Annotated in this window: 19 protein-coding genes; 7 read left to right on the forward strand and 12 right to left on the reverse strand. The window is 71.9% G+C overall.

What is annotated here, in order from left to right:
* The first annotated feature begins 28 nt into the window (after positions 1–28).
* The 3 genes from ACIP8Z_RS22110 to ACIP8Z_RS22120 all read left to right on the forward strand — a co-directional run bounded on the left by ACIP8Z_RS22110 (position 29) and on the right by ACIP8Z_RS22120 (position 3,545).
* Positions 29–1,462 (forward strand): dihydrolipoamide acetyltransferase family protein, encoded by a 1,434-nt coding sequence (locus ACIP8Z_RS22110; RefSeq protein WP_402086524.1) that lies wholly within the window; start codon positions 29–31, stop codon positions 1,460–1,462.
* Positions 1,463–1,557: 95 nt separating this feature from the next.
* Complete coding sequence (locus tag ACIP8Z_RS22115; protein WP_402085854.1) at positions 1,558–2,232, forward strand: GntR family transcriptional regulator; 675 nt, start codon at positions 1,558–1,560, stop codon at positions 2,230–2,232.
* Complete coding sequence (locus tag ACIP8Z_RS22120) at positions 2,229–3,545, forward strand: nitrate/nitrite transporter (RefSeq protein ID WP_402085856.1); 1,317 nt, start codon at positions 2,229–2,231, stop codon at positions 3,543–3,545. Before ACIP8Z_RS22115 ends, ACIP8Z_RS22120 begins: the two co-directional genes overlap by 4 nt.
* 108 nt (positions 3,546–3,653) lie before the next feature.
* On the opposite strand, the gene ACIP8Z_RS22125 is transcribed toward ACIP8Z_RS22120, so the two are convergent.
* On the reverse strand, positions 3,654–4,481 hold the full coding sequence (locus ACIP8Z_RS22125; protein WP_319315532.1) for a maleylpyruvate isomerase family mycothiol-dependent enzyme: 828 nt from the start codon (positions 4,479–4,481) through the stop codon (positions 3,654–3,656).
* A gap of 155 nt (positions 4,482–4,636) precedes the next feature.
* Between ACIP8Z_RS22125 and ACIP8Z_RS22130 the strand changes: the two genes are divergently transcribed.
* Positions 4,637–5,434, forward strand: a complete 798-nt coding sequence (locus tag ACIP8Z_RS22130; protein WP_187621900.1) for a carbon-nitrogen family hydrolase — start codon at positions 4,637–4,639, stop codon at positions 5,432–5,434.
* Between the two features lie 357 nt (positions 5,435–5,791).
* Here ACIP8Z_RS22130 and ACIP8Z_RS22135 read toward each other — a convergent pair whose 3' ends face one another.
* The 5 genes from ACIP8Z_RS22135 to ACIP8Z_RS22155 all read right to left on the reverse strand — a co-directional run bounded on the left by ACIP8Z_RS22135 (position 5,792) and on the right by ACIP8Z_RS22155 (position 11,001).
* Positions 5,792–6,643 (reverse strand): histidine kinase, encoded by an 852-nt coding sequence (locus ACIP8Z_RS22135; protein WP_402085859.1) that lies wholly within the window; start codon positions 6,641–6,643, stop codon positions 5,792–5,794.
* A 121-nt stretch (positions 6,644–6,764) separates the two neighbouring features.
* Positions 6,765–7,373 carry a hypothetical protein gene (locus ACIP8Z_RS22140; protein ID WP_402085862.1) on the reverse strand — a complete coding sequence of 203 codons (609 nt, stop codon included), beginning with the start codon at positions 7,371–7,373 and terminating at the stop codon, positions 6,765–6,767.
* 48 nt (positions 7,374–7,421) lie between these two features.
* Positions 7,422–8,879, reverse strand: a complete 1,458-nt coding sequence (locus ACIP8Z_RS22145; protein ID WP_402085863.1) for a hypothetical protein — start codon at positions 8,877–8,879, stop codon at positions 7,422–7,424.
* Between the two features lie 14 nt (positions 8,880–8,893).
* A complete protein-coding gene (locus tag ACIP8Z_RS22150; RefSeq protein WP_402085864.1) occupies positions 8,894–9,298 on the reverse strand; it encodes a hypothetical protein in 405 nt (134 codons plus the stop codon).
* A gap of 140 nt (positions 9,299–9,438) precedes the next feature.
* Positions 9,439–11,001 (reverse strand): PLP-dependent aminotransferase family protein, encoded by a 1,563-nt coding sequence (locus ACIP8Z_RS22155; RefSeq protein WP_402085867.1) that lies wholly within the window; start codon positions 10,999–11,001, stop codon positions 9,439–9,441.
* Positions 11,002–11,064: 63 nt separating this feature from the next.
* Here ACIP8Z_RS22155 and ACIP8Z_RS22160 point away from each other — a divergent pair, with 63 nt between their 5' ends.
* Positions 11,065–12,336, forward strand: coding sequence for a trans-sulfuration enzyme family protein (locus ACIP8Z_RS22160; RefSeq protein ID WP_402085869.1), 1,272 nt, complete (start codon positions 11,065–11,067; stop codon positions 12,334–12,336).
* A gap of 12 nt (positions 12,337–12,348) precedes the next feature.
* Here the strand turns inward: ACIP8Z_RS22160 and ACIP8Z_RS22165 are convergent, their stop codons facing one another.
* Positions 12,349–12,840 (reverse strand): LURP-one-related/scramblase family protein, encoded by a 492-nt coding sequence (locus ACIP8Z_RS22165; RefSeq protein WP_402085870.1) that lies wholly within the window; start codon positions 12,838–12,840, stop codon positions 12,349–12,351.
* Between the two features lie 144 nt (positions 12,841–12,984).
* Here ACIP8Z_RS22165 and ACIP8Z_RS22170 point away from each other — a divergent pair, with 144 nt between their 5' ends.
* Entirely contained in the window at positions 12,985–14,790 is a 1,806-nt protein-coding gene (locus tag ACIP8Z_RS22170; RefSeq protein ID WP_402085873.1) for an NHL domain-containing thioredoxin family protein, read from the forward strand.
* Here the strand turns inward: ACIP8Z_RS22170 and ACIP8Z_RS22175 are convergent, their stop codons facing one another.
* Both ACIP8Z_RS22175 and ACIP8Z_RS22180 read right to left on the reverse strand, forming a co-directional pair.
* Complete coding sequence (locus tag ACIP8Z_RS22175; protein ID WP_402085875.1) at positions 14,791–15,135, reverse strand: hypothetical protein; 345 nt, start codon at positions 15,133–15,135, stop codon at positions 14,791–14,793.
* Positions 15,136–15,194: 59 nt separating this feature from the next.
* The gene (locus tag ACIP8Z_RS22180; protein ID WP_402085877.1) at positions 15,195–16,502 is read right to left on the reverse strand and encodes a M18 family aminopeptidase; all 1,308 of its coding nucleotides are present in this window, start codon (positions 16,500–16,502) and stop codon (positions 15,195–15,197) included.
* An 89-nt stretch (positions 16,503–16,591) separates the two neighbouring features.
* Here ACIP8Z_RS22180 and ACIP8Z_RS22185 point away from each other — a divergent pair, with 89 nt between their 5' ends.
* Positions 16,592–17,167, forward strand: a complete 576-nt coding sequence (locus ACIP8Z_RS22185) for a YciI family protein (protein WP_402085880.1) — start codon at positions 16,592–16,594, stop codon at positions 17,165–17,167.
* Positions 17,168–17,279: 112 nt separating this feature from the next.
* Here ACIP8Z_RS22185 and ACIP8Z_RS22190 read toward each other — a convergent pair whose 3' ends face one another.
* The 3 genes from ACIP8Z_RS22190 to ACIP8Z_RS22200 form a co-directional block, all read right to left on the reverse strand.
* Positions 17,280–19,109 carry an acyl-CoA dehydrogenase gene (locus ACIP8Z_RS22190; protein WP_402085882.1) on the reverse strand — a complete coding sequence of 610 codons (1,830 nt, stop codon included), beginning with the start codon at positions 19,107–19,109 and terminating at the stop codon, positions 17,280–17,282.
* Positions 19,110–19,317: 208 nt separating this feature from the next.
* Positions 19,318–19,890 carry a hypothetical protein gene (locus ACIP8Z_RS22195; protein WP_402085885.1) on the reverse strand — a complete coding sequence of 191 codons (573 nt, stop codon included), beginning with the start codon at positions 19,888–19,890 and terminating at the stop codon, positions 19,318–19,320.
* Entirely contained in the window at positions 19,890–21,674 is a 1,785-nt protein-coding gene (locus tag ACIP8Z_RS22200) for an alpha/beta hydrolase (protein ID WP_402085887.1), read from the reverse strand. Before ACIP8Z_RS22200 ends, ACIP8Z_RS22195 begins: the two co-directional genes overlap by 1 nt.

The following is a 21,674-nucleotide window of genomic DNA, read 5'->3' on the forward strand; positions in this document are numbered from 1 at the left end:
GAGCACCGTGACGATCCGCGAATTCAAGATGCCCGATGTGGGCGAGGGCCTCACCGAGGCCGAGATCCTCAAGTGGTACGTCCAGCCCGGTGACACGGTCGAGGACGGCCAGATCGTGTGCGAGGTCGAGACGGCCAAGGCCGCGGTCGAGCTGCCGATCCCGTTCGACGGCACGGTCCACGAGCTGTGCTTCCCCGAGGGGACCACGGTCGACGTCGGCCAGGTCATCATCTCGGTGAACGTCGGCGGCGGGGCGGCGGCCGAGGCCGCTCCGGTCGCCCAGGCCACGGCGCCCGCCACGGTCGCTCCGGCCGCTCCGGTCGTCGAGGAGGAGGCCGAGCCGCAGGGCCGTACGCCGGTCCTCGTCGGCTACGGCGTGGCCGCCAGCTCCACCAAGCGGCGCCCGCGCAAGGGGGCACAGGGCGCGGTCCCGGCCGCTCCCGTCGCACCGGCGCAGGCCGTTCCGGCCGCCGTCCCCGTCGCCGTTCCGGTCTCCGTGCCGGAGCAGCTCAACGGGCACGGCCACGGCGCCGGGCGCCCGCTGGCCAAGCCGCCGGTCCGGAAGCTCGCGAAGGACCTCGGCGTCGACCTGGCGACGGTCGTCCCGACCGGCCCGGACGGCATCATCACCCGGGAGGACGTCCACGCGGCGGCCGCTCCGGCGCCCGCGCCGGCCGTCGAGGCCCCGGCCCCGACGCCCGTCGCCCAGCCCGTGGCCGCCCCGGCGGCCGTGCAGGCCGCTCCCGTCGTGTCGACCGACGCCCGGGAGACCCGTATCCCCGTCAAGGGCGTACGGAAGGCCACGGCGGCGGCGATGGTCGGCTCGGCCTTCACCGCCCCGCACGTCACCGAGTTCGTGACCTTCGACATCACGCGCACGATGAAGCTGGTCGAGGAGCTCAAGTCCGGTACGGACATGGCGGGCCTGCGGGTCAACCCGCTGCTCCTCATCGCCAAGGCCGTCCTGGTCGCCGTCCGGCGCAACCCGGAGATCAACGCGGCCTGGGACGAGGCGGCGCAGGAGATCGTCCTCAAGCACTACGTGAACCTGGGCATCGCCGCGGCCACCCCGCGCGGTCTGCTCGTGCCGAACATCAAGGACGCGCACGCGCAGACCCTGCCCGAGCTCTCGGCGTCGCTGAGCGAGCTGATCTCCACCGCCCGCGACGGGAAGACGACCCCGGCGGCGATGCAGGGAGGCACCTTCACCATCACCAACGTCGGCGTCTTCGGCGTCGACACCGGTACGCCCATCCTGAACCCCGGCGAGTCCGCGATCCTCGCGGTCGGTGCGATCAAGCTCCAGCCGTGGGTCCACAAGGGCAAGGTGAAGCCGCGCCAGGTCACCACGCTCGCCCTCTCCTTCGACCACCGACTGGTCGACGGCGAGCTCGGCTCCAAGTTCCTGGCGGACGTCGCCGCGATCCTGGAACAGCCGAAGAGGCTCATCAGCTGGGCGTAGTGCGCGGGTTCGCCCGTTTCACGTGAAACATGAGGCCCCGTCCATGATGTGGACGGGGCTCTCTGTTGCACCTCTGTTGTATCTATGCTGTGCGCATGCCCTCAGCGCCAGCCGGTCCCGCCCCGCAGCCCACCAGGCAACCCCCCGCGGCCGACCGTGTCTACATGCACGTCAAGCAGGCCGTACTCGACCGGCGCTACGAGGGAGGCACCCTCCTCACCGAGGGCGAACTCGCCCTCGCCGTCGGGGTGTCACGGACGCCCGTCCGTGAAGCGCTGCTCAAGCTGGAGATGGAAGGGCTGCTCAAGCTCTACCCGAAGAAGGGCGCCCTCGTCCTCGCCGTCTCCGCGCAGGAGATCGCCGACGTCGTCGAGACCCGGCTGCTCGTCGAGGAGTTCGCCGTCCGCCGGGCCGTACCCGCGCCCGCCTCGCTCATCGAGCGCCTTGAGGAGCTCCTGGAGGAGCAGAAGCTGCGGGCCGCGGCCGGGGACCTCGCCGAGGTGGCGATCACCGACCGGTGCTTCCACGCCGAGATCGTGCAGCACGCCGGCAACCAGATCCTCTCCCGCCTCTACGACCAGCTCCGCGACCGCCAGCTGCGGATGGGCGTCGCCGTGATGCAGTCCCAGCCCGACCGCGTCGCGAAGAACATCACCGAGCACGCCGAGATCCTCGACCGGATAAGAGCCGGAGACGCCGAGGGCGCGGCGCGCTGCGTCCGACAGCACCTCAGCTGGGTCAAGGTCCTGGTCCGGGGCGAGGACCGATGAGCAACCGCAACGGCTACGGCTCCGCAGTCACGCTCCCCGGCGATCCGCCCGGCGGCCGCCGCGCCGCCCTCGTCTGGGGCGTCGGCGTCGCCGTCTACTTCGTCGCCGTCATCTTCCGCACGTCCCTCGGGGTCGCCGGACTCGACGCCGCCGACCGCTTCGACGTCAACGCCTCCGCGCTCTCCACCTTCTCCATACTCCAGCTGCTCGTCTACGCGGGCATGCAGATACCCGTCGGCCTCATGGTCGACCGGCTCGGCACCAAGAAGGTCCTCGCCCTCGGCGTCGTCCTCTTCACCCTCGGCCAGCTGGGCTTCGCGCTCTCCCCCTCGTACGGCACCGCGCTCGCCTCCCGGGCCCTGCTCGGCTGCGGCGACGCCATGACCTTCATCAGCGTCCTGCGGCTCGGCAGCCGCTGGTTCCCGGCCCGCCGGGGCCCGCTCATCGGGCAGGTCGCCGCGCTCTTCGGCATGGCCGGCAACCTCGTCTCCACCGTCTTCATCGCCCGCGCCCTGCACGGCCTCGGCTGGACGACCACCTTCGTCGGCAGCTCCCTCGCCGGCGTCGTCGTCCTGGTCCTGCTGCTGCTCTTCCTCAGGGACCACCCCGAGGGATACGAGCCGCAGCCCTCCACGCACGCGGGTGCCGCCTTCGTGCGCCGTCAGATCGCCGAGTCCTGGCGGGAACCCGGCACCCGGCTCGGCATGTGGGTGCACTTCACCACCCAGTTCCCCGCGATGGTCTTCCTGCTGCTGTGGGGACTGCCGTACCTGGTGGAGGCACAGGGCCTGTCCCGGTCGACCGCGGGGACCCTGCTCACCCTGGTCGTCCTGTCGAACATGGTCGTCGGCCTCGCGTACGGGCAGATCATCGCCCGTCACCACACGGCCCGCGCCCCGCTGGCCCTCGGCACGGTCGCCGCGACCGCCCTGCTGTGGGCGACCACCCTCGCGTACCCCGGTGACCACGCCCCGATGTGGCTGCTCGTCACCCTCTGCCTGGTCCTCGGCGCCTGCGGACCGGCCTCGATGATCGGCTTCGACTTCGCCCGCCCGGCGAATCCGCCGGAGCGTCAGGGCACCGCGTCCGGCATCGTCAACATGGGTGGTTTCGTGGCCTCGATGACGACGCTGCTCGCCGTGGGCGTGCTGCTCGACGCGACCGGCGACAACTACCGGATCGCGTTCTCGTCGGTCTTCGTCCTGGAGGCCCTGGGTGTCGTGCAGATCCTGCGCCTCAAGGCCCGCACCCACCGCAGGGAACGGGAGCGGCTCGTCGCCAGCCGGGTGGAAGCCGTACACGTGCCCGTCTAGGCGACCGCCGCACAGCGAACCGCCAAACAGCGCACAGCCGGACAGCACACCGCCAAACAGCGCACCACCGGACAGCGCACCACCGGGGTTGAACCGCCGCGGGGCGAACTAGCGCGGAGTCACCGCGAAGTTGTCGAGGATGGCCTGCGCCAGCGCCTCGTCGCCCTCCGTCTTGACCCGGTCGGCCACATCGGCCGACCGGACCCGGCCGCAGGCGAGACGCACGAACGTCTCCCAGTCCGTCGCGAGCGTCACCGCGGGGCCCAGCGAGGGCGCGCCGTCGATGGAACCCCGACCCTCCGCGTCGACCCGTACCGTCCGCAGGAACTCCACCGGGCCGCTGACGTCGATGACCACGGCCGAAGAGGCGGGCGCCCCCGCGTCCTTGGCGATGACCTTCGGCAGGGCCTCCAGGAGCACGTCACGGGTCACGTGGGCGCCCGCCGAGTCCAGATTGCCGGGCGTGCCGAGCGCGACCCGCAGGTCCTGCTCGTGCACCCACACGTCGAAGGCGCGCATCCGGTACGCCAGTTCCAGGGACTGCTCGGCGCCGAGGGGGGCGCGGATCAGGTGCTCGGGGGAGCGGTTCTCGTTGCGGAGCTGCCGGGCCCGGCGGATCAGGATGTACTCGAGCTCCGAGGTCATCTCCGGCGCGGTGTGGTGCCGCCGCACATCGACCTGGACCTCCATGTAGCGCGCGAAGTCACTGCGTACGTGGTAGAGATCGCGCGGCAGGGAGTGGATCGGGCGCGGGTCGCCGAGCATCTCCGTCTCCATGCCGATCACATGGGACACGATGTCCCGCACCGACCAGCCGGGGCACGGTGTGGGCCGGTTCCACTCGCCCTCCACGAGCGGCTGCACCAGCTCGGCTATCGCCTCGATGGAGTGGGTCCAGGCGTCGGCGTAGTTCTGGAGGCTGGGATGGACGGTCACGGGACCCCTCGGCGGTTCTTCGGTGCGCGGGCTGAAAACACGACTGGGTGGGAGGCTCGGACGCTAAGTTACGCTGCCCGAAGGCACCCCGGCAGTGCTTTCGTGTGACGATCGTAGGCCGGTGTTGACGGCTCGAATGCCAGGACGGTGGTAGTGTGCGCGCCTCGCTGATCCAGATCGCGGTAGACCCGGACGAACCGGTCGACGCCCGACGGGCCCGCGTGGCCCGTCTCGTACGGGAGGAGTCCGGCCGCGCCGACCTCGTCGTCCTGCCGGAACTGTGGCCCATGGGAGCCTTCGCGTACGAGTCCTTCGCCGCCGAGTCCGAGCCGCTGAACGGCCCCACCCATCGCGCGATGGCCGCCGCCGCGCGCGACGCCGGGGTCTGGCTGCACGCCGGATCGTTCGTCGAGGCGGAGGGCGGCGCGCTGTACAACACCTCGCTGGTCCTCTCCCCCGACGGTGAACTCGCCGCCTCCTACCGCAAGATCCACCGCTTCGGCTTCGACAAGGGCGAGGCGGTGATGATGGCCGCCGGGGAGGACCTGGTCACCGTCGACCTGCCGCACCTCACCGTCGGCGTCGGCACCTGCTACGACCTGCGCTTCCCCGAGCTGTTCCGCGGGCTCGTCGACGCGGGCGCCCAGGCCTTCGTCGTCCCGGCCGGCTGGCCGGCCCGCCGCCGCGCCCACTGGAGCCTGCTCGCCCGGGCCCGCGCCGTCGAGAACCAGGCGTACGTCCTCGCCTGCGGTACGGCGGGCACGCACGCGGGGGTGGAGCAGGCCGGTCACTCGATCGTGGTCGACCCCTGGGGCGAGACCGTCGCCGAGGCGGGCCCGGACGAGGAGATCCTCCGGGTGGTCCTGGACCCGGCGAAGGTCACGACGACCCGCGAGCAGTTCCCGGCGCTGAAGGACCGGGTGCTGGGCATCGCACCGCCGAAGCGGGGCTGAGAGCCCCCGGGCCCGCAGGTGCCGGAAGCGGCCCCGGGCCCGCAGACGGCGGAAGCGGCCCCGGCGCCAGGCCCCGGCGCCAGGCCTCGGTTCCGGCCTCGGTTCCGGCCCGGGGCCAGGCCCCGGCCCCGGCCCAAGCCTCGGCCCCGGCCCCGGCCTCGGCCCCGGCCCCGGCCCCGACCCAAGCCTCGGCCCCGGCCCAAGCCTCGGCCCCGGCCCCGGCCCCGACCCAAGCCTCGGCCCCGGCCCAAGCCCCGGCCCCGGACAGGCCCCGGCCCCGCAGGCGGTCCCCATCGGCGCGGGGGCCGCATGCGGGGCCGATGTCTTCTCTCGTACGAGCTCTGCGGAGCAGGCCCGCTACGGCTGCGCCGGCGCCTCGCGCCGTACGATCTCCGACTCTTCCGGAAGCAGGCCGGTCAGCTCCTGCCAGATCCGCTTCGGGGCGACGCGGCGCAGCCGGAACGGGCTGCCGGCCGTCACCTCGCCCTCCGTCACCGGCTCGGCGGGCAGTTCGCGCAGCCAGTAGCCGAGCGGACCGCAGTCCCAGGCGGCGACCACACGGGCCGTCACACCCTGCACCCCGTCCTGGCGGCCCTGCCAGGCCGCGGTCATCCGCCAGTTGGAGCGCACCTCCACGATCAGCTGTGCGAGCCGCGTGGCGGTGCCCTCCGCCGTCCCGGCCGCCCGCAGCGCCTCGACGACCAGGTGCCGCTCGTCCGCGCCGGGCGTCGACGCGGCCTTCTCCAGGGCCTGGAGGCCCGCCTCCAGGACGCCGATGGTCGTCTCGACGACCTGCTCCTCGGCCTGGTCGGCGCCCGCCGCGTCGGACTGGCGCAGGGCGATCAGGTCGGCCAGCGTCCACACCACGGTCCGGGGCTCGACGAGCCGGTAGACCGCCTCCTCCTCGCCCGGCCAGGTCTCGTGGACGACGACGTGGTCGTCGCCGATGAGCAGCCCGTGGTGCAGGGCGCCCTGCCGGCCGGCCGCCTCCAGGGAGACGATCACGGTGGGGTTGACGAGGGTCTGCATCAGGGGCAGCAGGAGCGTGGACAGCTCCCCGGCCCCGCTCATGAGCCCGGCGTCCCGGAGCCGCGCCTCGGCGGGCGCCATGGACTCCGGAACCGGCTGACCGGTCGCCAGCTGGGCGAGGACGAAGACCTCGTCGTCGGTCAGCCGGAAACGGGATCGGGTCACGTCGAAGGAAGGCATGTGTCGCTCACTCGGGTAGGGCGGGTAGGGCGGGTAGGGCGGGTAGGGCGTGTGGGGAGGGTGCGGCGGGTGGGGTTCGTACCGGGCTCCGGCGGGGTCCGGACCGGACCCCGCCGGGGAATCAGTACGTCGCCTCGGTCCAGAAGTGGGTCACGCGGGAGATGCCCGCCTTCACCGCGCCGATCCGCGTCAGGGCCGACCGGTCGACGCCCGCGAAGATCAGGCCGAGGGCCAGGTCCCCGCCCTCCGCGCGCCCCTCGACCCGCACGGAGAGCCGGCGGTTCTTGCCGCGCCCGGACTCGCGGACGGTGATCCTGACCCCGGGGTCCTCGTCGTCGGGCTCGCGGGTCAGGACGTAGGCGTTCTTGTCGAGGGCCGCGAGCCGGTAGCGGTCGCCCGCGTACTTCATCGTCAGGGCGCGCTGGTCGAGCGTGGCGCCGAAGCGGTTCCGCGAGACGTACACCATCCGGTCGCCGACCCGCAGCGTGGACCGGTTCAGGGTCGGCAGCTTGAGCCCCTCGGCGTGCATGCCGCGGGCCTCGAAAGAGGCCACCGGGAGCAGCCCGCCGCGCACCTCCGAGACGAGCGTCTCGGGGTTGGTGCGGGGGAGGGGCGCCGTCAGCGTGATCTCGCCGAACTCCGGCGAGACCCCCTTCCAGCCCGCGCTGTAGTTGTGCCGGTTCCCCTCCTTCCACGCCTGGAGTTCGAACGGGCTGACCTGGGTGTGCATGAACGGATTCCTCTTCGGTCTCAGGGATCTCGGGGTCTCGCGGCCGGCTCAGTCGAAGGGGTTCAGGGCACTGCCCAGCTTCTTCGCCCCGCTCGCGATCCCGGAGCCCACGTCGGACGCCTTGTCGCCGATCCAGTCCCCCGCCTGCTCGATACCCTTCCCGATGGCCTCGTGGTTGTCCCAGATCAGCGCGGCTCCGTAGGCCACGCCGGTGCCGACGGCGATGCCGAGGGTGACCGGGGTCGGGGCGACGGTCAGCATCGTCATCGAGGCGCTGAACGCCGTTCCGGTGAGGTCCGAGGCGAACTTCGCCGGGTCGGCCTTGATCATGTCCGTGTTGTACGTGGCGAGGTTGGCGACGCCGTACGCGGTGGCCGCGACGCCGCCGACGACACCGGCGCCGCGCAGCACGCCGGCCGCCTTGGCGGCGTTGGCGAGACCGCCGTTCTGCGCGACCTTCAGGAGGTTGGCCTCGGCGGCGGTCGGCATGAAGAAGGCGTTGTTCCGCATGAACCCGCCGAGCATGGCGGCCTCGTCCGAGCCGGTCAGCGCGGTCGCGAGACCCGGCGGGACCTTGCTGAGCAGGCTGCCGGGAGCCGCGCCCGCGAGCCGCATGTTGAACTGCTTGGACAGGAAGGTGCCGGGCGCGGTCGGATGGACGAACGGCGGCCGGATCGCCTTGGACAGCTTGTACGAGTACAGGCCGGCAGCGGTCAGGGCGCCCGCGAACGCGCCCGCCGTGACGGTGCCCTTGGTGAACCCCGCGACCAGGTCGGCCAGCTTCTCGTTGCCGGTGAGCTTGGCGATGCCGTCGCGCTGGAGCCGCTGGACGTAGTCGTCGAGCGTCTCGTCGTCCTTCATCTTCAGCCAGGCCAGGTTCATCCGGTCGTCCTTGGCCTTGTCGTCGGCCGCGGCGACCTTCCCGGCGTCACCGTTGAACCCGGTGCCGACGGTCGCGTCGTTCTTGTTGCCGTAGCCGTCCTTGACCACGGCCTCCAGGTCCTTCTTCAGGTCCTGGTCGGCGAGGTCGAAGGCCTTGACGCAGCTGTCGATGTGCTCGGTCCAGGCCGTTTCGGCCTCCCGCACGCTCTTGGCGCCGTCCGGGTCGTGGTGCAGGGCGCTGCGCTCGCTCGGCGAGAGCCGCTCGTAGTCGTACGCGACCCTGCCCTGCTCGGACACCTTCATCCCGGCCTTGACGGCGTCGGCGCGGGCGCTCTCCAGCTGCTTCTTCAGCTCGGTGAACTGCTCGTGGGCGTTGCGCAGCACCGTCGCGGTGGCCTTCGCCTGGGTCTGGGCCGCCTGGTACTCGTAGCGGGTGGCCGCGAAGTTGGTCTGCGCGGCGGTCGCGCTCTCGCCCAGCCAGGCCTGGGAGGTCGTCAGCGATTCGACGCTGTCGCGGTAGCGCTCCTCCACCTTGTGCAGGTCGCCCGCCATCTCGGTCCACTTGTCGGCGGTGGAGGCGAGCTTGCCCAGGTCGGTCGTCATGATCTCGGAGTACGTCAGCATGTACGTCCGCCCCCTCAGTACTGCTCGATGCGCGAGGTCGGCCTGACCCCGGCGATACGGGCCCGGGTGTCGAGCTCCTGCTGGCCGAACGTGACCGCGGTGCTGCGCAGGGCGGTCTTCTCGGAGGCGAGCCGGGCGAGGAGGTTCTTCACCTGGTTGTCCCAGGTGGTCTCGACCGTCTTCAGGCCGGCCGCGGTCGCCCAGCCCTCGAAGCCGCCGACGGCGGCGGTCGTGGCGGCGTCGGCCACCTTGGCGGCCTTCGCGGTGTCCGGTTCCAGCTCGTTCTCGATGGTGTTTGCCGCGGCCTTCTTCTTTGCTGGTGCGGTAGCGAGACTGGGCGGCCCACCGGACGTGCCTCCGCCACCGCCGCCGCCGTCGAGTTGGTTCAACCGCGTTCCGACGGGGGTTTGTTCGGTCACGCCGGACCGTATTCCGGCCCAGTCCTCGTCAAAACCCATGCCGCTGCGCCCCCATGAAAAAGAATGATCATCACTTTGCAGGTGCACCGTATGCTTCCGTGGCGAAGCCCGGGATGCAAGGCTGGATCGTTCCTGCCTGGTCAGAGCGTGATGCCCTGAAGGGACGCGCCCGGTTCGATGTCCGGTTTCGTGTCCCCCTGCCCGTCCGGCTCCCCGTCCGGCTTCCCGTCCGACTCCGTTCCCGACTTCCCGCCCGGCTTCGTTCTCGGGGCCGGCGCGTACTCCGCCCAGGCCGCCGCCAGTCTCCGTACCGCCTCCGAGAGCACGTCCGGCGGCAGCAGGAAATGCAGCCGCAGGTGCCGGACACTGCCGCCGAGCGCGTCGGTGGTCGCACCCGGCAGGACGGCCACCCCGTGCCGGAGGGCGACCTGGGCGAAGGAGACACCGTCGCCGTGCGGGAGCCGCACCCAGAGGGTCTGGCCGCCGGTCGCCGGGGCGCAGGACCAGGACGGCAGCAGCCGGGCGAGCTCGGCCCGCAGATGGGCGTGACCCGCGCGGAGGGTGTGCAGCCGGGCGGCCCGTACGGGCGCGAAGTCGGCGAGGAGACGCGCCGCGACCAGCTGGGACGGCACGTCGCAGCCCAGGTCGTGCAGGGCCTTCAGCCGGGCGAGCCGGGCGATCAGGGAGGCCGGGCCGCGCACCCAGCCGATCCGCAGCCCGCCCCACACGACCTTGCTGAGCGAACCGACGGCGATCACCTCGCCGTACGCGGACAGGGGTCGCGGTTCCCGCGCCGTGCCGAACGCCAGGTCGCCCAGCACCTCGTCGTCCACGAGCGGCACCCCCAGCGCGTTCGCCGCCTCCACGAGCCGGCGCCCGGCGAGCGGCGGGAGCACCGTGCCCGTGGGGTTCTGGAAGCGGGCCACCACGTAGGCCAGGGCAGGACGGTGGCGTTCCATCACCCGTACCGCCTCCGCCACGTCGAGCCCGTCCGGCCCGACCGCCACCGGCAGCGGTACGGCCGCGGCCTCCCGGAACAGGTCGAGCGCCCCCGGATACGTCGGGGCCTCCACCAGCACCCCGTCCCCCGGCGCCAGCAGCAGCCGGGCGAGCAGCGAAAGCCCCTGCTGCGCACCGGTGGTGACCAGGATCTGCCCGGGCCCGGTCGGCACGCCCCGCTCGGCGTACCGCGCGGCCACCGCCTCCCGCAGTACGCCGAGACCGGCCGGGTGGTAGCCGAGGTCCCCGCCCGGCAGGACGAGCGAGCGGTACGCCTCCGCCAGCTCGGGCGGCGGCTCCACGGGGGCGGCGCAGCTCAGCAGGAGGACGTCGTCGGGCGCCTCCAAAAGGTGCAGGAACAGCGGGTTGGACGTCTCCGTCAGGCGGGACGCCTCCCCCGCCCGGGGCGCCTCCGGAGCGAGCGCGGCCCGCGCGACCCGGGTCCCGCTGCCCTGCCGCCGTACGAGCCGCCCCTCCTGGCGCAGGGTGTCGTACGCCGCGACCACCGTCGTACGGCCCACGGCCAGGGCCTTCGCGAGCCGCCGGTCGGGCGGCAGCAGGGTGCCCGGGGGCAGCGCGCCCTCGTCGACGAGGCGGCGCAGCCGGGCCGCGAGCAGCAGGTAGAGGGGCCCGCGGCCGGCGGACCAGCGACCGAGCCGCGAGACGAGGTCGTCGGGATCAGGGGAGTGACCGATTGGCTTCATGGCCGAACCAATCTGCCGGGATTGGACCTGGGAAGGCAAACGCCGTGTCCACAGACTGAGTTCATGAGCACCGACTCCCCGTCCGCCGTGTCCGCCGCACCCGCCGTCTCCGCCCCTTCCCCCACGGCCTCGTCCACGACCTCGCCGTCCCCCCGCCCCGAGACCCTCGCCGTCCACCCGCCGCACGTGGAGATCACCGGCAGCCGGCCCCTCGGCGTCCCGCTCCACCAGGGCCATGTCTTCGCCTTCGACTCGGCCGACGCCCTCGCCACCGCCTTCACCTCCACGGAGGCCTTCCTCTACAGCCGCCACGGCAACCCCACCGTCCGCACCCTGGAGGACGCCGTCGCCCGCCTCGAAGGCGGCACCGCAGGCGTCTCCTTCGCCTCGGGCATGGGCGCGGTGAACGCCGTCCTGCTCGGCCTGCTCGGCAGCGGCGGCCACGTCATCGCCCAGACCTGCCTGTACGGCGGCACGTACGGGGTCCTCACCGACCTCGCCACCCGCTGGGGCGTCGACGTCACGTACGTCTCCGGCACCGACCCGGAGGAGGTCCGGGCGGCGCTGCGCCCCGAGACCCGGCTGCTCTACCTGGAGACCATCGCCAACCCGACCACCCGGGTCTCCGACGTGCCCGCGCTCGCCGCCGTCGCCGCCGGGGCCGGGGTCCCGGTCGCCGTCGACAACACCTTCGCCTCGCCGCTCCTCTTCCGGCCGCTCGACCACGGCGCCGACATCGTCATCCACTCCGCGACCAAGTACCTGTCCGGGCACGCCGACGTCCTCGGCGGAATGGCCGTCTTCAAGGACGCCGAACTGTACGGGCGGGTCCGCCGTTACGCGGTCGAGCAGGGCGCGTCCACCGACCCGTTCGCCGCCTGGCTCACGCTGCGCGGCATGCAGACCCTGTCCCTGCGCATGGAGCGCCAGTGCGCGAGCGCCGCCGACCTGGCGGCCCGGCTCGCCGCGCACCCGGCGGTGGCGGCCGTACGCCACCCCGCCCTCGCCGACCACCCGGACCGGGCGATCGCCGCGCGCCTGCTGCCCGACGGGGGAGGCGGCGTGATCTCGGTGGACCTGGCGGGCGGCCGGGAGGCGGGCCGCACCTTCGTCGAGGCGGTCCGGCTCGCCTCCCTCAGCGTCTCCCTCGGGGATGTGAAGACCCTGGTGATGCACCCGGCCTCCACCTCCCACCACCAGCTCGACGCGACGGCCCTGGAAGCGGCGGGGATCGGCCCCGGCACGGTCAGGATCTCGATCGGCATCGAGCACGTCGAGGACCTGTGGGCGGACCTGGAGCAGGCGCTGGAGCAGGCGCTGAGGACGGCCGGCTAGGCGGCCGCCGGGTCAGTCCTCCCGTTCCCGCTCGGCCATCCGGATCACGCACACCGCGACCGCGACGAGCAGCGCGGCGTCCGCGTCCTCGCGGACCACGTTCACCGCGTACGTCTCGCGGACGTGGAACCACTGCCGGGAGATGTGGGCCAGGAGTTCACCCTCGTACTCGACGGTGAACTCCCGGTCCAGGATCCGGCCGCTGACGTCGAGTTCCGTGCCCTCGACCAGCGTCACCCGGTAGTGGTTGCGCAGCAGCGAGAGCCGTTTGCGGCGGACGGTCGCGAGCGGCCGCTCGTCGCGCTCGATCGTCATGGCCTCCCGAAGGCTGAACATCTTCTGCCGCAGGGTGATCAGGACCTGCCCGCCGGGGTCCTTCAGCTCCAGGGTGTCGCGCAGGCGCAGGGCCTTGCCGTCGACGAGGAAGGCGTGGCGGCCCTGCTCGTCCTCGATCCAGTAGTCGTCGCCGATCGCGAAGATCTTGTCCCGTACGAGATATTTCACGCCGCCATGCCTGCCCGCGCGAGCGGTGTCTCTCACCCGGATCCCACCCGCACGAGCGGTGACTCTCGCCCGGATCCCACCCGCACGGCACCCCTGACGTACGGGCGTGATCCGGCATTCACACCCGGATGGCAAGCTTGAAGCATGAACGATGCCGCTTCGGCGCCCACTCCCGCGCCCGCGTCCCGCCGTGCCCGTGTCCGCGCCCCCGAGCTGATCGGCAAGGGTGGCTGGCTGAACACGGGTGGGGACGATCTGTCCCTCGCCGACCTGCGAGGAAAGATCGTTCTTCTCGACTTCTGGACGTTCTGCTGTGTGAACTGCCTGCATGTGCTCGACGAGCTGCGTGATCTGGAGGAGAAGCACCGCGACACGCTCGTGATCGTCGGTGTGCACTCGCCGAAGTTCGTGCACGAGGCCGAGCACCAGGCCGTCGTCGACGCCGTCGAGCGGTACGAGGTGCATCACCCCGTGCTCGACGACCCGGAGCTCGCGACCTGGAAGCAGTACGCCGTGCGCGCGTGGCCGACGCTCGTCGTGATCGACCCCGAGGGGTACGTCGTCGCCCAGCACGCCGGTGAGGGGCACGCCAACGCGATCCGGACGCTCGTCGAGGAGCTGGAGGCCGAGCACGAGGCCAAGGGGACGCTGCGGCGCGGCGACGGGCCGTACGTGGCGCCCGAGCCCGTCGCCACCGATCTGCGCTTCCCCGGCAAGGCGATCCTGCTGCCCTCCGGGAACTTCCTGGTCTCCGACACCACCCGGCACCAGCTCGTCGAGCTGGCCGCCGACGGCGAGACCGTCGTACGCCGGATCGGCGAGGGCGTCTTCCGGGAGCCGCAGGGCCTCGCGCAGCTGCCCGACGGCACCGTCGTCGTCGCGGACACCGTGAACCACGCCCTGCGCGTCCTCGACCCGGCGACCGGCGCGATCGAGCGGATCGCCGGCACCGGGAAGCAGTGGTGGCAGGGCTCCCCCACGTCCGGGCCCGCCCTGGACGTCGACCTGTCCTCGCCGTGGGACGTCGCCTGGTGGCAGGGCAAGGTGTGGATCGCCATGGCCGGCGTCCACCAGCTGTGGACGTACGACCCGGCCACGAAGACCGTCGAGGTCGCCGCCGGCACCACCAACGAGGGGCTCGTCGACGGGCCCGTCGCCGAGGCCTGGTTCGCACAGCCCTCCGGGCTCGCCGCCACCGAGGACCGGCTGTGGGTCGCCGACTCGGAGACCAGCGCCCTGCGCTGGGTCGACACGGAGGGCGTGGTCCACACCGCCGTCGGCACCGGCCTCTTCGACTTCGGCCACCGCGACGGCGCCGCCGGCCAGGCCCTGCTCCAGCACCCGCTGGGCGTGACCGCCCTGCCGGACGGCTCGGTCGCGGTCTCCGACACGTACAACCACGCCCTGCGCCGCTACGACCCGGCGTCCGGCGAGGTGACGACGCTCGCCACGGACCTGCGCGAGCCCAGCGACGCGGTCCTCGTCGACGGCGACATCGTGGTCGTCGAGTCCGCCCGGCACCGGCTGACCCGGCTGCGCCTCCCCGAGGAGGCCGTACAGGTCGAGGCCGTCGCCCACCGCACCCGGCGCGAGGCCACCGAGGTCGCCCCGGGCCGCCTCCGGCTCGACGTGGTCTTCCAGGCGCCCAACGGCCAGAAGCTGGACGAGCGGTACGGCCCCTCGACCCGCCTCCTGGTCTCCTCGACCCCGCCGGAACTGCTCCTCGCGGGCGAGGGCACGGGCACGGACCTCTTCCGCGAGCTCGACCTCAACCCCGAGCTCACCGAGGGCGTCCTGCACGTCTCGGCCATGGCCGCGTCCTGCGACGACGACCCGGCGAACGAGTACCCGGCCTGCCACGTCCACCAGCAGGACTGGGGCGTCCCGGTGAAGATCACGGAGGCGGGTGTGTCCCGGCTGCCGCTGATCCTCGCCGGCATGGACGCGTAGTCAGCGGACGAGACCCTGGTTCCTGGACTGCCGCCCCGCGGCGGCGTCCAGGCACCCCTCCACCCAGGCGGCCGGGTCGTGCACGGCCCGGTCGCCGCCCATGCCCTGCCGCTCCATGAGCGCACACTCCCCGGCGAGCAGCGCCTTCGTCCGCGAGCCGTCCACGTCGTACCCGCGGATCCGGGAACCCATGACGAAACCGCCCTCGTAGGCGATGTCCGTCCCCCACGGCGGCCGGTCGTTGTACGTGCCGATCAACGCCCCCGCCACCGCCGTGGCGACCACGACGGCCCCGCCGACACCCGCGAAGAACCTGCCCCGGGAAGGGCCCTCATGACGATGCATGAGGAGAGCCTGCCGAGAGGCCCCTTTCGCGAATGTTTCGCGACCGGGGCCGCCGGGCGTCAGCCCTCCAGGAAGGCGACCAGGGCGTTGGCCAGGAGGTAGGGGTCCTTGGCGCCGCAGAGTTCGCGGGCGCTGTGCATGGAGAGGATCGCCACGCCGATGTCGACCGTCTTGATGCCGTGGCGGGCGGCCGTGATCGGGCCGATCGTCGTGCCGCACGGCATGTCGTTGTTGGAGACGAACGACTGCCACGGCACGCCCGCCTTCTCGCAGGCGGCGGCGAAGACCGCGCGGCCGCTGCCGTCGGTGGCGTACCGCTGGTTGACGTTCACCTTCAGGATCGGGCCGCCGTTGACGCGCGGGTGGTGCGTCGGGTCGTGGCGCTCCGCGTAGTTCGGGTGGACGGCGTGGCCGGTGTCGGAGGAGAGGCAGACCGTGCCGGCGAAGGCCCGGGCGCGGTCCTCGTAGGAGCCGCCGCGCGCGTACACGGAGCGCTCCAGGACGTTTCCGAGGAGCGGGCCCTGGGCGCCGGTGTCGGCCTCGGAGCCGTTCTCCTCGTGGTCGAAGGCGGCGAGGACCGGGATGTACGGGAGGTCGTCGCGGCCCGCGAGGGAGGCGAGCGCGGCGACGGCGGCGTGCACGGACAGCAGGTTGTCCATGCGCGGCCCGGCGAGCAGCTCGCGGTCGCGGCCCAGGTAGGCGGGCGCGTCGACGGCGTGCACCATCAGGTCCCAGCCGCTCACGTCCTCGGCGTCGACGCCGGCCTCGGCGGCGACGAAGGAGATCAGGTCGCCCTCGTGGACCTCGCCGATGCCCCAGATCGGCTGCATGTGGCGCTGGCGCTCCAGCTTGAGGCCGTCGTTGGCGCCCCGGTCGAGGTGGATCGCGAGCTGCGGGACGCGCAGCAGCGGCCGGTCCACGTTGACCAGGTGGTGGCTGCCGTCGCGGAGGGTGAGCCGCCCGGCGAGGCCGAGGTCGCGGTCGAGCCAGGTGTTGAGGAGGGTGCCGCCGTAGATCTCGACCGCGACCTGCCGCCAGCCGTGCGCGCCCATGTCGGGCTGCGGCTTGACGCGCAGGTTGGGGGAGTCGGTGTGGGCGCCGACGATCCGGTACGGGGTGTGGGCGGAGGCGCCCTCCGGCACGAACCAGGCGATGATCGCGCCGCCGCGGATCACGTACTTCCCGCCGCTCGTCGCGTCCCAGGCCGCTGTTTCCTCGACCCGGCGGAACCCGGCCTTCTCCAGGCGCTCGGCGGCGCTCGCGACCGCGTGGTACGGCGAGGGCGAGGCCGTCAGGAAGGCCATGAGGTCGTCGGTGTGTCCGCGGTCGAAGGGGCCCGCGGCGGGACGGGAGGCTGCGCTGCTCATGGGTTCCACCTTACGCAGGGCCCGGTATACGAATACGGGGCCCCGCAAAACGCTCGCCCCGCGCCCCCGCGCGAGGAGATCCTTCGGTCATGGAATTCCTCTGCTACCACCGGGACCGGACCGGCTCCCTGCCGTTGCGCCTCGCGTTGAACGAGGCCCACCTGGCCTACATGGACCGGTACGCCAAGGAGATGATCGCCCGGGGGCCGACCTTCGGCGACGACGGCGAGACGCTGACCGGCAGCGTGCACATCCTCGACCTGCCCGACGCGGGCGCGGCCCGCGCGTTCGCCTTCGACGAGCCCAACCACCAGGCCGGCGCCTACCGGGACGTGATGCTGCGCCGCTGGCGCAACGTCCTCGGGCGCACCATGTGGGACTTCCCCGGCGGCCGGACCGGCGGTGACCGCTTCCTGGTGATCGGCCTCGGCGTGGCCACGGCGACGGCGGAGGCCGTCGACCTGGAGGCGCCGTCCGACTGGGAGGACCGGGAGGACCTGATCGCCTACGGGCCGCTGCTCTCCGACGACGGCGCCACCTGGCTGGGCACGGCGGCGCTGGTCAGGGCGCAGGACCCGGGGGCGGCCCGCGGCGTCCTGTCGACCCCGGACGCGTACGCCGCCGTCGAGGTGCACGACTGGCAGTTCGGCGGCCGCCCCTCGTAGGAGGCTCCCGCACGAAGAAGCCCGCCCCGTGCCGGCAGCCCGGCCGCGCGCAAGGGAACGGCCCGCCCCCCTCCCCGGGGACGGGCCGTGCCTGTGTGAACGGGGGCGCGTCCTAGAGCGCGGCCTCGTCCAGGTCCATCAGCGAGCCGTCGACGGCCTCGGCGAGGGCGCGCTCGGCGCTCACGCCCGGCAGGATGTTGGCGGCGAAGAACTTCGCGGCCGCGATCTTGCCCTGGTAGAACGCGACGTCCTTGCCGGTCGCGCCCGCGGCCAGCTTCTCGGCGGCGACGGCCGCACCGCGCAGCAGCAGGTAGCCGACGACGACGTCGCCGGAGGCCAGCAGCAGGCGGGTGGTGTTGAGGCCGACCTTGTAGATGTTCTTGACGTCCTCGCCGGTGGCGGTGAGGTCGGTGATCATCGTGCCGACGATGCTCTCCAGGTCGACGGCGGCCTTGGCCAGCGCGTCGCGGGCGCCGGCCAGGTCCTCGCCGCCGGTGCCGACCGCGAGGAACTTCTTGATCTCCTCGGACAGCGCGTTCAGGGAAGCGCCCTGGTCGCGGACGATCTTGCGGAAGAAGAAGTCCTGGCCCTGGATGGCCGTGGTGCCCTCGTAGAGGGTGTCGATCTTGGCGTCCCGGATGTACTGCTCGATCGGGTACTCCTGCAGGAAGCCGGAGCCGCCGAAGGTCTGGAGCGACTGCGCGAGCTGCTCGTAGCCCTTCTCGGAGCCGTAGCCCTTGACGATCGGGAGCAGCAGGTCGTTCAGGCCGTGCAGCGCCTTGGCGTCCTCGCCGGCCGCTTCCTTGATCGCGATCTCGTCCTGCACGGAGGCCGTGTAGAGGACGAGGGAGCGCATGCCCTCGGCGTACGCCTTCTGCGTCATGAGCGAGCGGCGGACGTCGGGGTGGTGCGTGATGGTGACCTTGGGCGCGGCCTTGTCCATGAAGTTCGCCAGGTCGGTGCCCTGGACGCGCTCCTTGGCGTACTCCAGGGCGTTGAGGTAGCCCGTGGAGAGGGTGGAGATCGCCTTCGTGCCGACCATCATGCGGGCGAACTCGATGATGAGGAACATCTGGCGGATGCCGTCGTGCTTGTCGCCGATCAGCCAGCCCTTGGCGGGGTGCTGGTCGCCGAAGGTCATCTCGCACGTGTTGGACGCCTTGAGGCCCATCTTGTGCTCGACGTTGGTGGCGTAGACGCCGTTGCGCTCGCCCAGCTCGCCGGTCTCCCAGTCGAACTCGAACTTCGGGACGAGGAAGAGGGAGAGGCCCTTGGTGCCGGGGCCGGCACCCTCGGGGCGGGCGAGGACGTAGTGGAGGATGTTCTCCTCCATGTCGTGCTCACCGGACGTGATGAAGCGCTTCACGCCCTCGATGTGCCAGGAGCCGTCCTCCTGCTGGGTGGCCTTGGTGCGGCCGGCGCCGACGTCCGAGCCCGCGTCGGGCTCGGTGAGCACCATGGTGGAGCCCCAGCGCTTCTCGACGGCGATCTGCGCGACCTTCTTCTGCGCCTCGTTGCCCTCGTTGTAGAGGATGCCGGCGAACGCCGGGCCGGAGGAGTACATCCAGATGGCCGGGTTCGAGCCGAGCAGCAGCTCCGCGTACGCCCAGATCAGGGAGCGCGGGGAGACGGTGCCGCCGATCTCCTCGGGGATGCCCAGACGCCAGTACTCGGACTCCATGAAGGCGTTGTACGACTTCTTGAAGGTGGCCGGCACGGGGGCGGTGTTGGTCTCCGGGTCGAAGACCGGCGGGTTGCGGTCGGCGTCGGCGAAGGACTCCGCGAGCTCGTTCTCGGCGAGGCGGCGGATCTCGTCGAGGATGCTCTTGGCGGTCTCGACGTCCATCTCCTCGAACGGCCCGGAGCCGTACACCTTGTCGCGGCCGAGGACCTCGAAGAGGTTGAACTCGATGTCGCGGAGATTCGACTTGTAGTGCCCCATGGCGACGGCTCCGTAAAGGCTCGGGGAGGCGGATGTCCTGGTACGCGGGCGTGGCCGTGCTCGTACTACCGGTGAGTAGCCCACGCTTCTCTACGATGATGCTACCCACCGGTAATAAGAGCAACCCCTATCCGGCCATCTGTGACACGAGCCGCAGAAAAAGGGCCCGGGGCATGTGCCCCGGGCCTCCCTCACGCCATGAGCGCCCTCAGTACAGACCCTTCAGGTCCGTCCCCTCGGGCGCGCGGAAGCAGCCCGAGACGACGGAGACGCCGATCAGGTTCTTCTTCTTCGGGTCCGTGCTGCCGACCCACAGTTCGGCGTTGACGGCGAAGTGCTCCTTCTCGGATTCCGCGACGAGCTCCAGGCTCTTGGCCTTGCTGTTGTTCGGGCCGTACGAGACGACCTTCCAGCCCCTGGCGGGGAGCGCCTGCCGGAGCCGCTCGAAGCCCTGCTTCAGCTCCTCCTCGGAGACGCCGTACACCGACCAGGGGTGACGGATCTTGAAGAGGTGCTCGCGGTCCTCCGGGCACGTGGAGGCGCCCGGGCCGACCGGCGTGGACGTGGCGCGGGGCAGGCCGATCATGTCGAAGATCTCGCTGGAGACCTCCTTCGTCCGCTTCCTGGCATCCGCGACATCGAGGGTCGTGGGGGTGTAGCCGAGGTCGTCGGCGCCGCCGGCGTCGTTCATGGAGCATCCCGTCGCGAGGGTGGTGAGGCAGAGGACGAGGGCGCCGAACGCCGCCCCGCGGACTCTGGTGGGGTGGTTGCGGATGGTCATCAGTCGTCCTCGTTCACCTTGTCGTACTCACCGACCACGACCTTCGCCTGGTTCGAGAGACTCTCCGAGTCCTTCTCCCAGTACGAGGTGTGACCGCTGGTGTCCACGTCCATCCGGTGCGCGCCGAACAGCTCGTCCGAGGGCACGGTCTGCACGTATCCCGCGTTGAACGGGACGCCGTTCCAGGTCTCGACGCCCCACGTGTAGCCGCCGAGCCCGGCGACCTTGCCGCCCGCCGGCACCACGTCGCTCGTCGCCGCCTCGGACCACACGTGGTCCGCGCCGACGTCGAGGTCCTCGGCCCTGCCGGTGAGCATGCCGGGGCTGCCGACCGCCACGATGTCGTCCGCGGCCAGATCGCCCTTGTTGGAGGCGTCGCCGACGACCGTCGAACCGTAGCTGTGTCCGATGATCGTCGTGTGGCTGTTGTCCGGGCCGCCCTGCGCGGTCTCCAGGCCGTCCATGAACCGGAGCAGCTTGGGCGAGCCGTCGTACGCGTAGTCCTTCTGCGTGGCGTCGGTGACGACGGACTGCGGAGCCTCGTAGCCGAACCAGGTGATGGTCGAGACGCTCTCGCCCGGCGCCCACTTCTGGGTCTCCCGCCACATGTCGGTCATCCGGCTGATGTCCTCGTCGAAGTCATTCAGGTTCGTCGTCGTGCCCGGTACGTAGACAGCGGTGTGGTCGGCGGTGTCGGGGTTGCCGTTGGCGATGATCGCCCGCCCGATGCCCTCCTTGTCGTAGCCGAGGAGGTACGCCTCCGGCAGGCCCCCCTCGCCGGTGGCGTCGAAGCGGGCCTGGATCGAGTCGCTGCCCTTGAGCTGCTCCTTCAGCCGCTCCTGCTCCTTCTGCCACTGCTTGTACTCGGGGCTGAGGACCGCGGCCGGGTAGCTGCCGTTCGGGTTCGGGACGTACTGGTTCGGCGCGGGCTTGTTCAGGTCCGTCTGGATCTGCGCCCGGTTCTCGGCGAAGACCATCCGGTTGGCGTCGTCGCGGACCGTGGACGGGAGGCCGTCGAGGGCGCCGACGGAGGCCGGATAGAGCGTGGCGTACTCGTCGCGCTGCTCCTGGCTGAGGCCGTTCCACCAGTCGGCGTTCTCCTTGGCGGACTTGCCGTGCGGGATCCTGTCGTCGTCGGCGTACTTCCCGGCGGCCTGCTGGAGGGCCTTGGTGTCGGCGGCTGCGTCGACGAGGTCCTCGGCGCTGACCTCCAGGCCGGGGTCGGCCTTGAGCCTGCGCAGGGCGGCGGCGTACCGGCCGTCGATCTCGTCGGCCTCGCGGACGGCGTCGCCGATGCGCTGGGCGATGTCCTCGGCCTTGCCCTTGTTGGCGTCGGCGCTGCCGACCCCCTCGCCCTCGCCGGGCGCGAGCGGGACGGGGGCGCCGTGCTCGGCGGTGTGGCTGCCGGGCGAGAGAACGAAGGAATCGGTCGGGTACTCGACCGAGCCGTCGGGCTTCACGGTGAACCTGAGGTTCTCCGCGTCCTCCAGGGCCTGCTTCAGCTTCCGCTGCGGGGCCGCCATTTCGGTGGCGAGGCCGTTGAGCGCCGTACGGATCAGTCCGCACTCGGTGTGCAGGTACTGGTAGTTGCGCGAGAGCTGCTGGACGTCGCCGCCCGCCCTCGTGGCGGCCTCGCCCTTCTGCGAGTGGTGGATCTTGGCGAACATGCCGTTGTCGACACGGTCCTTGTCCGAGTTGGCGCGGGAGCTGACCTTGCCCCAGCCGTCGGCGGCGTCCGTGTACTCGTCGAGCTTCACATCGCGCAGTTGCTGCCAGGTGGGCAC

This window comes from Streptomyces sp. NPDC088553, assembly GCF_044752965.1.
Lineage (GTDB): Bacteria > Actinomycetota > Actinomycetes > Streptomycetales > Streptomycetaceae > Streptomyces.

Excerpts from the sequence above, each read along its gene's own strand:
- ACIP8Z_RS22110 (WP_402086524.1), top strand. The coding sequence starts at position 29 with ATGCCCGATGTGGGCGAGGGCCTCACCGAGGCCGAGATCCTCAAGTGG.
- ACIP8Z_RS22115 (WP_402085854.1), top strand. The coding sequence starts at position 1,558 with ATGCCCTCAGCGCCAGCCGGTCCCGCCCCGCAGCCCACCAGGCAACCC.
- ACIP8Z_RS22120 (WP_402085856.1), top strand. The coding sequence starts at position 2,229 with ATGAGCAACCGCAACGGCTACGGCTCCGCAGTCACGCTCCCCGGCGAT.
- ACIP8Z_RS22135 (WP_402085859.1), bottom strand. The coding sequence starts at position 6,643 with ATGCCTTCCTTCGACGTGACCCGATCCCGTTTCCGGCTGACCGACGAC.
- ACIP8Z_RS22140 (WP_402085862.1), bottom strand. The coding sequence starts at position 7,373 with ATGCACACCCAGGTCAGCCCGTTCGAACTCCAGGCGTGGAAGGAGGGG.
- ACIP8Z_RS22145 (WP_402085863.1), bottom strand. The coding sequence starts at position 8,879 with ATGCTGACGTACTCCGAGATCATGACGACCGACCTGGGCAAGCTCGCC.
- ACIP8Z_RS22155 (WP_402085867.1), bottom strand. The coding sequence starts at position 11,001 with ATGAAGCCAATCGGTCACTCCCCTGATCCCGACGACCTCGTCTCGCGG.
- ACIP8Z_RS22160 (WP_402085869.1), top strand. The coding sequence starts at position 11,065 with ATGAGCACCGACTCCCCGTCCGCCGTGTCCGCCGCACCCGCCGTCTCC.
- ACIP8Z_RS22170 (WP_402085873.1), top strand. The coding sequence starts at position 12,985 with ATGAACGATGCCGCTTCGGCGCCCACTCCCGCGCCCGCGTCCCGCCGT.
- ACIP8Z_RS22175 (WP_402085875.1), bottom strand. The coding sequence starts at position 15,135 with ATGCATCGTCATGAGGGCCCTTCCCGGGGCAGGTTCTTCGCGGGTGTC.
- ACIP8Z_RS22180 (WP_402085877.1), bottom strand. The coding sequence starts at position 16,502 with ATGAGCAGCGCAGCCTCCCGTCCCGCCGCGGGCCCCTTCGACCGCGGA.
- ACIP8Z_RS22185 (WP_402085880.1), top strand. The coding sequence starts at position 16,592 with ATGGAATTCCTCTGCTACCACCGGGACCGGACCGGCTCCCTGCCGTTG.
- ACIP8Z_RS22190 (WP_402085882.1), bottom strand. The coding sequence starts at position 19,109 with ATGGGGCACTACAAGTCGAATCTCCGCGACATCGAGTTCAACCTCTTC.
- ACIP8Z_RS22195 (WP_402085885.1), bottom strand. The coding sequence starts at position 19,890 with ATGACCATCCGCAACCACCCCACCAGAGTCCGCGGGGCGGCGTTCGGC.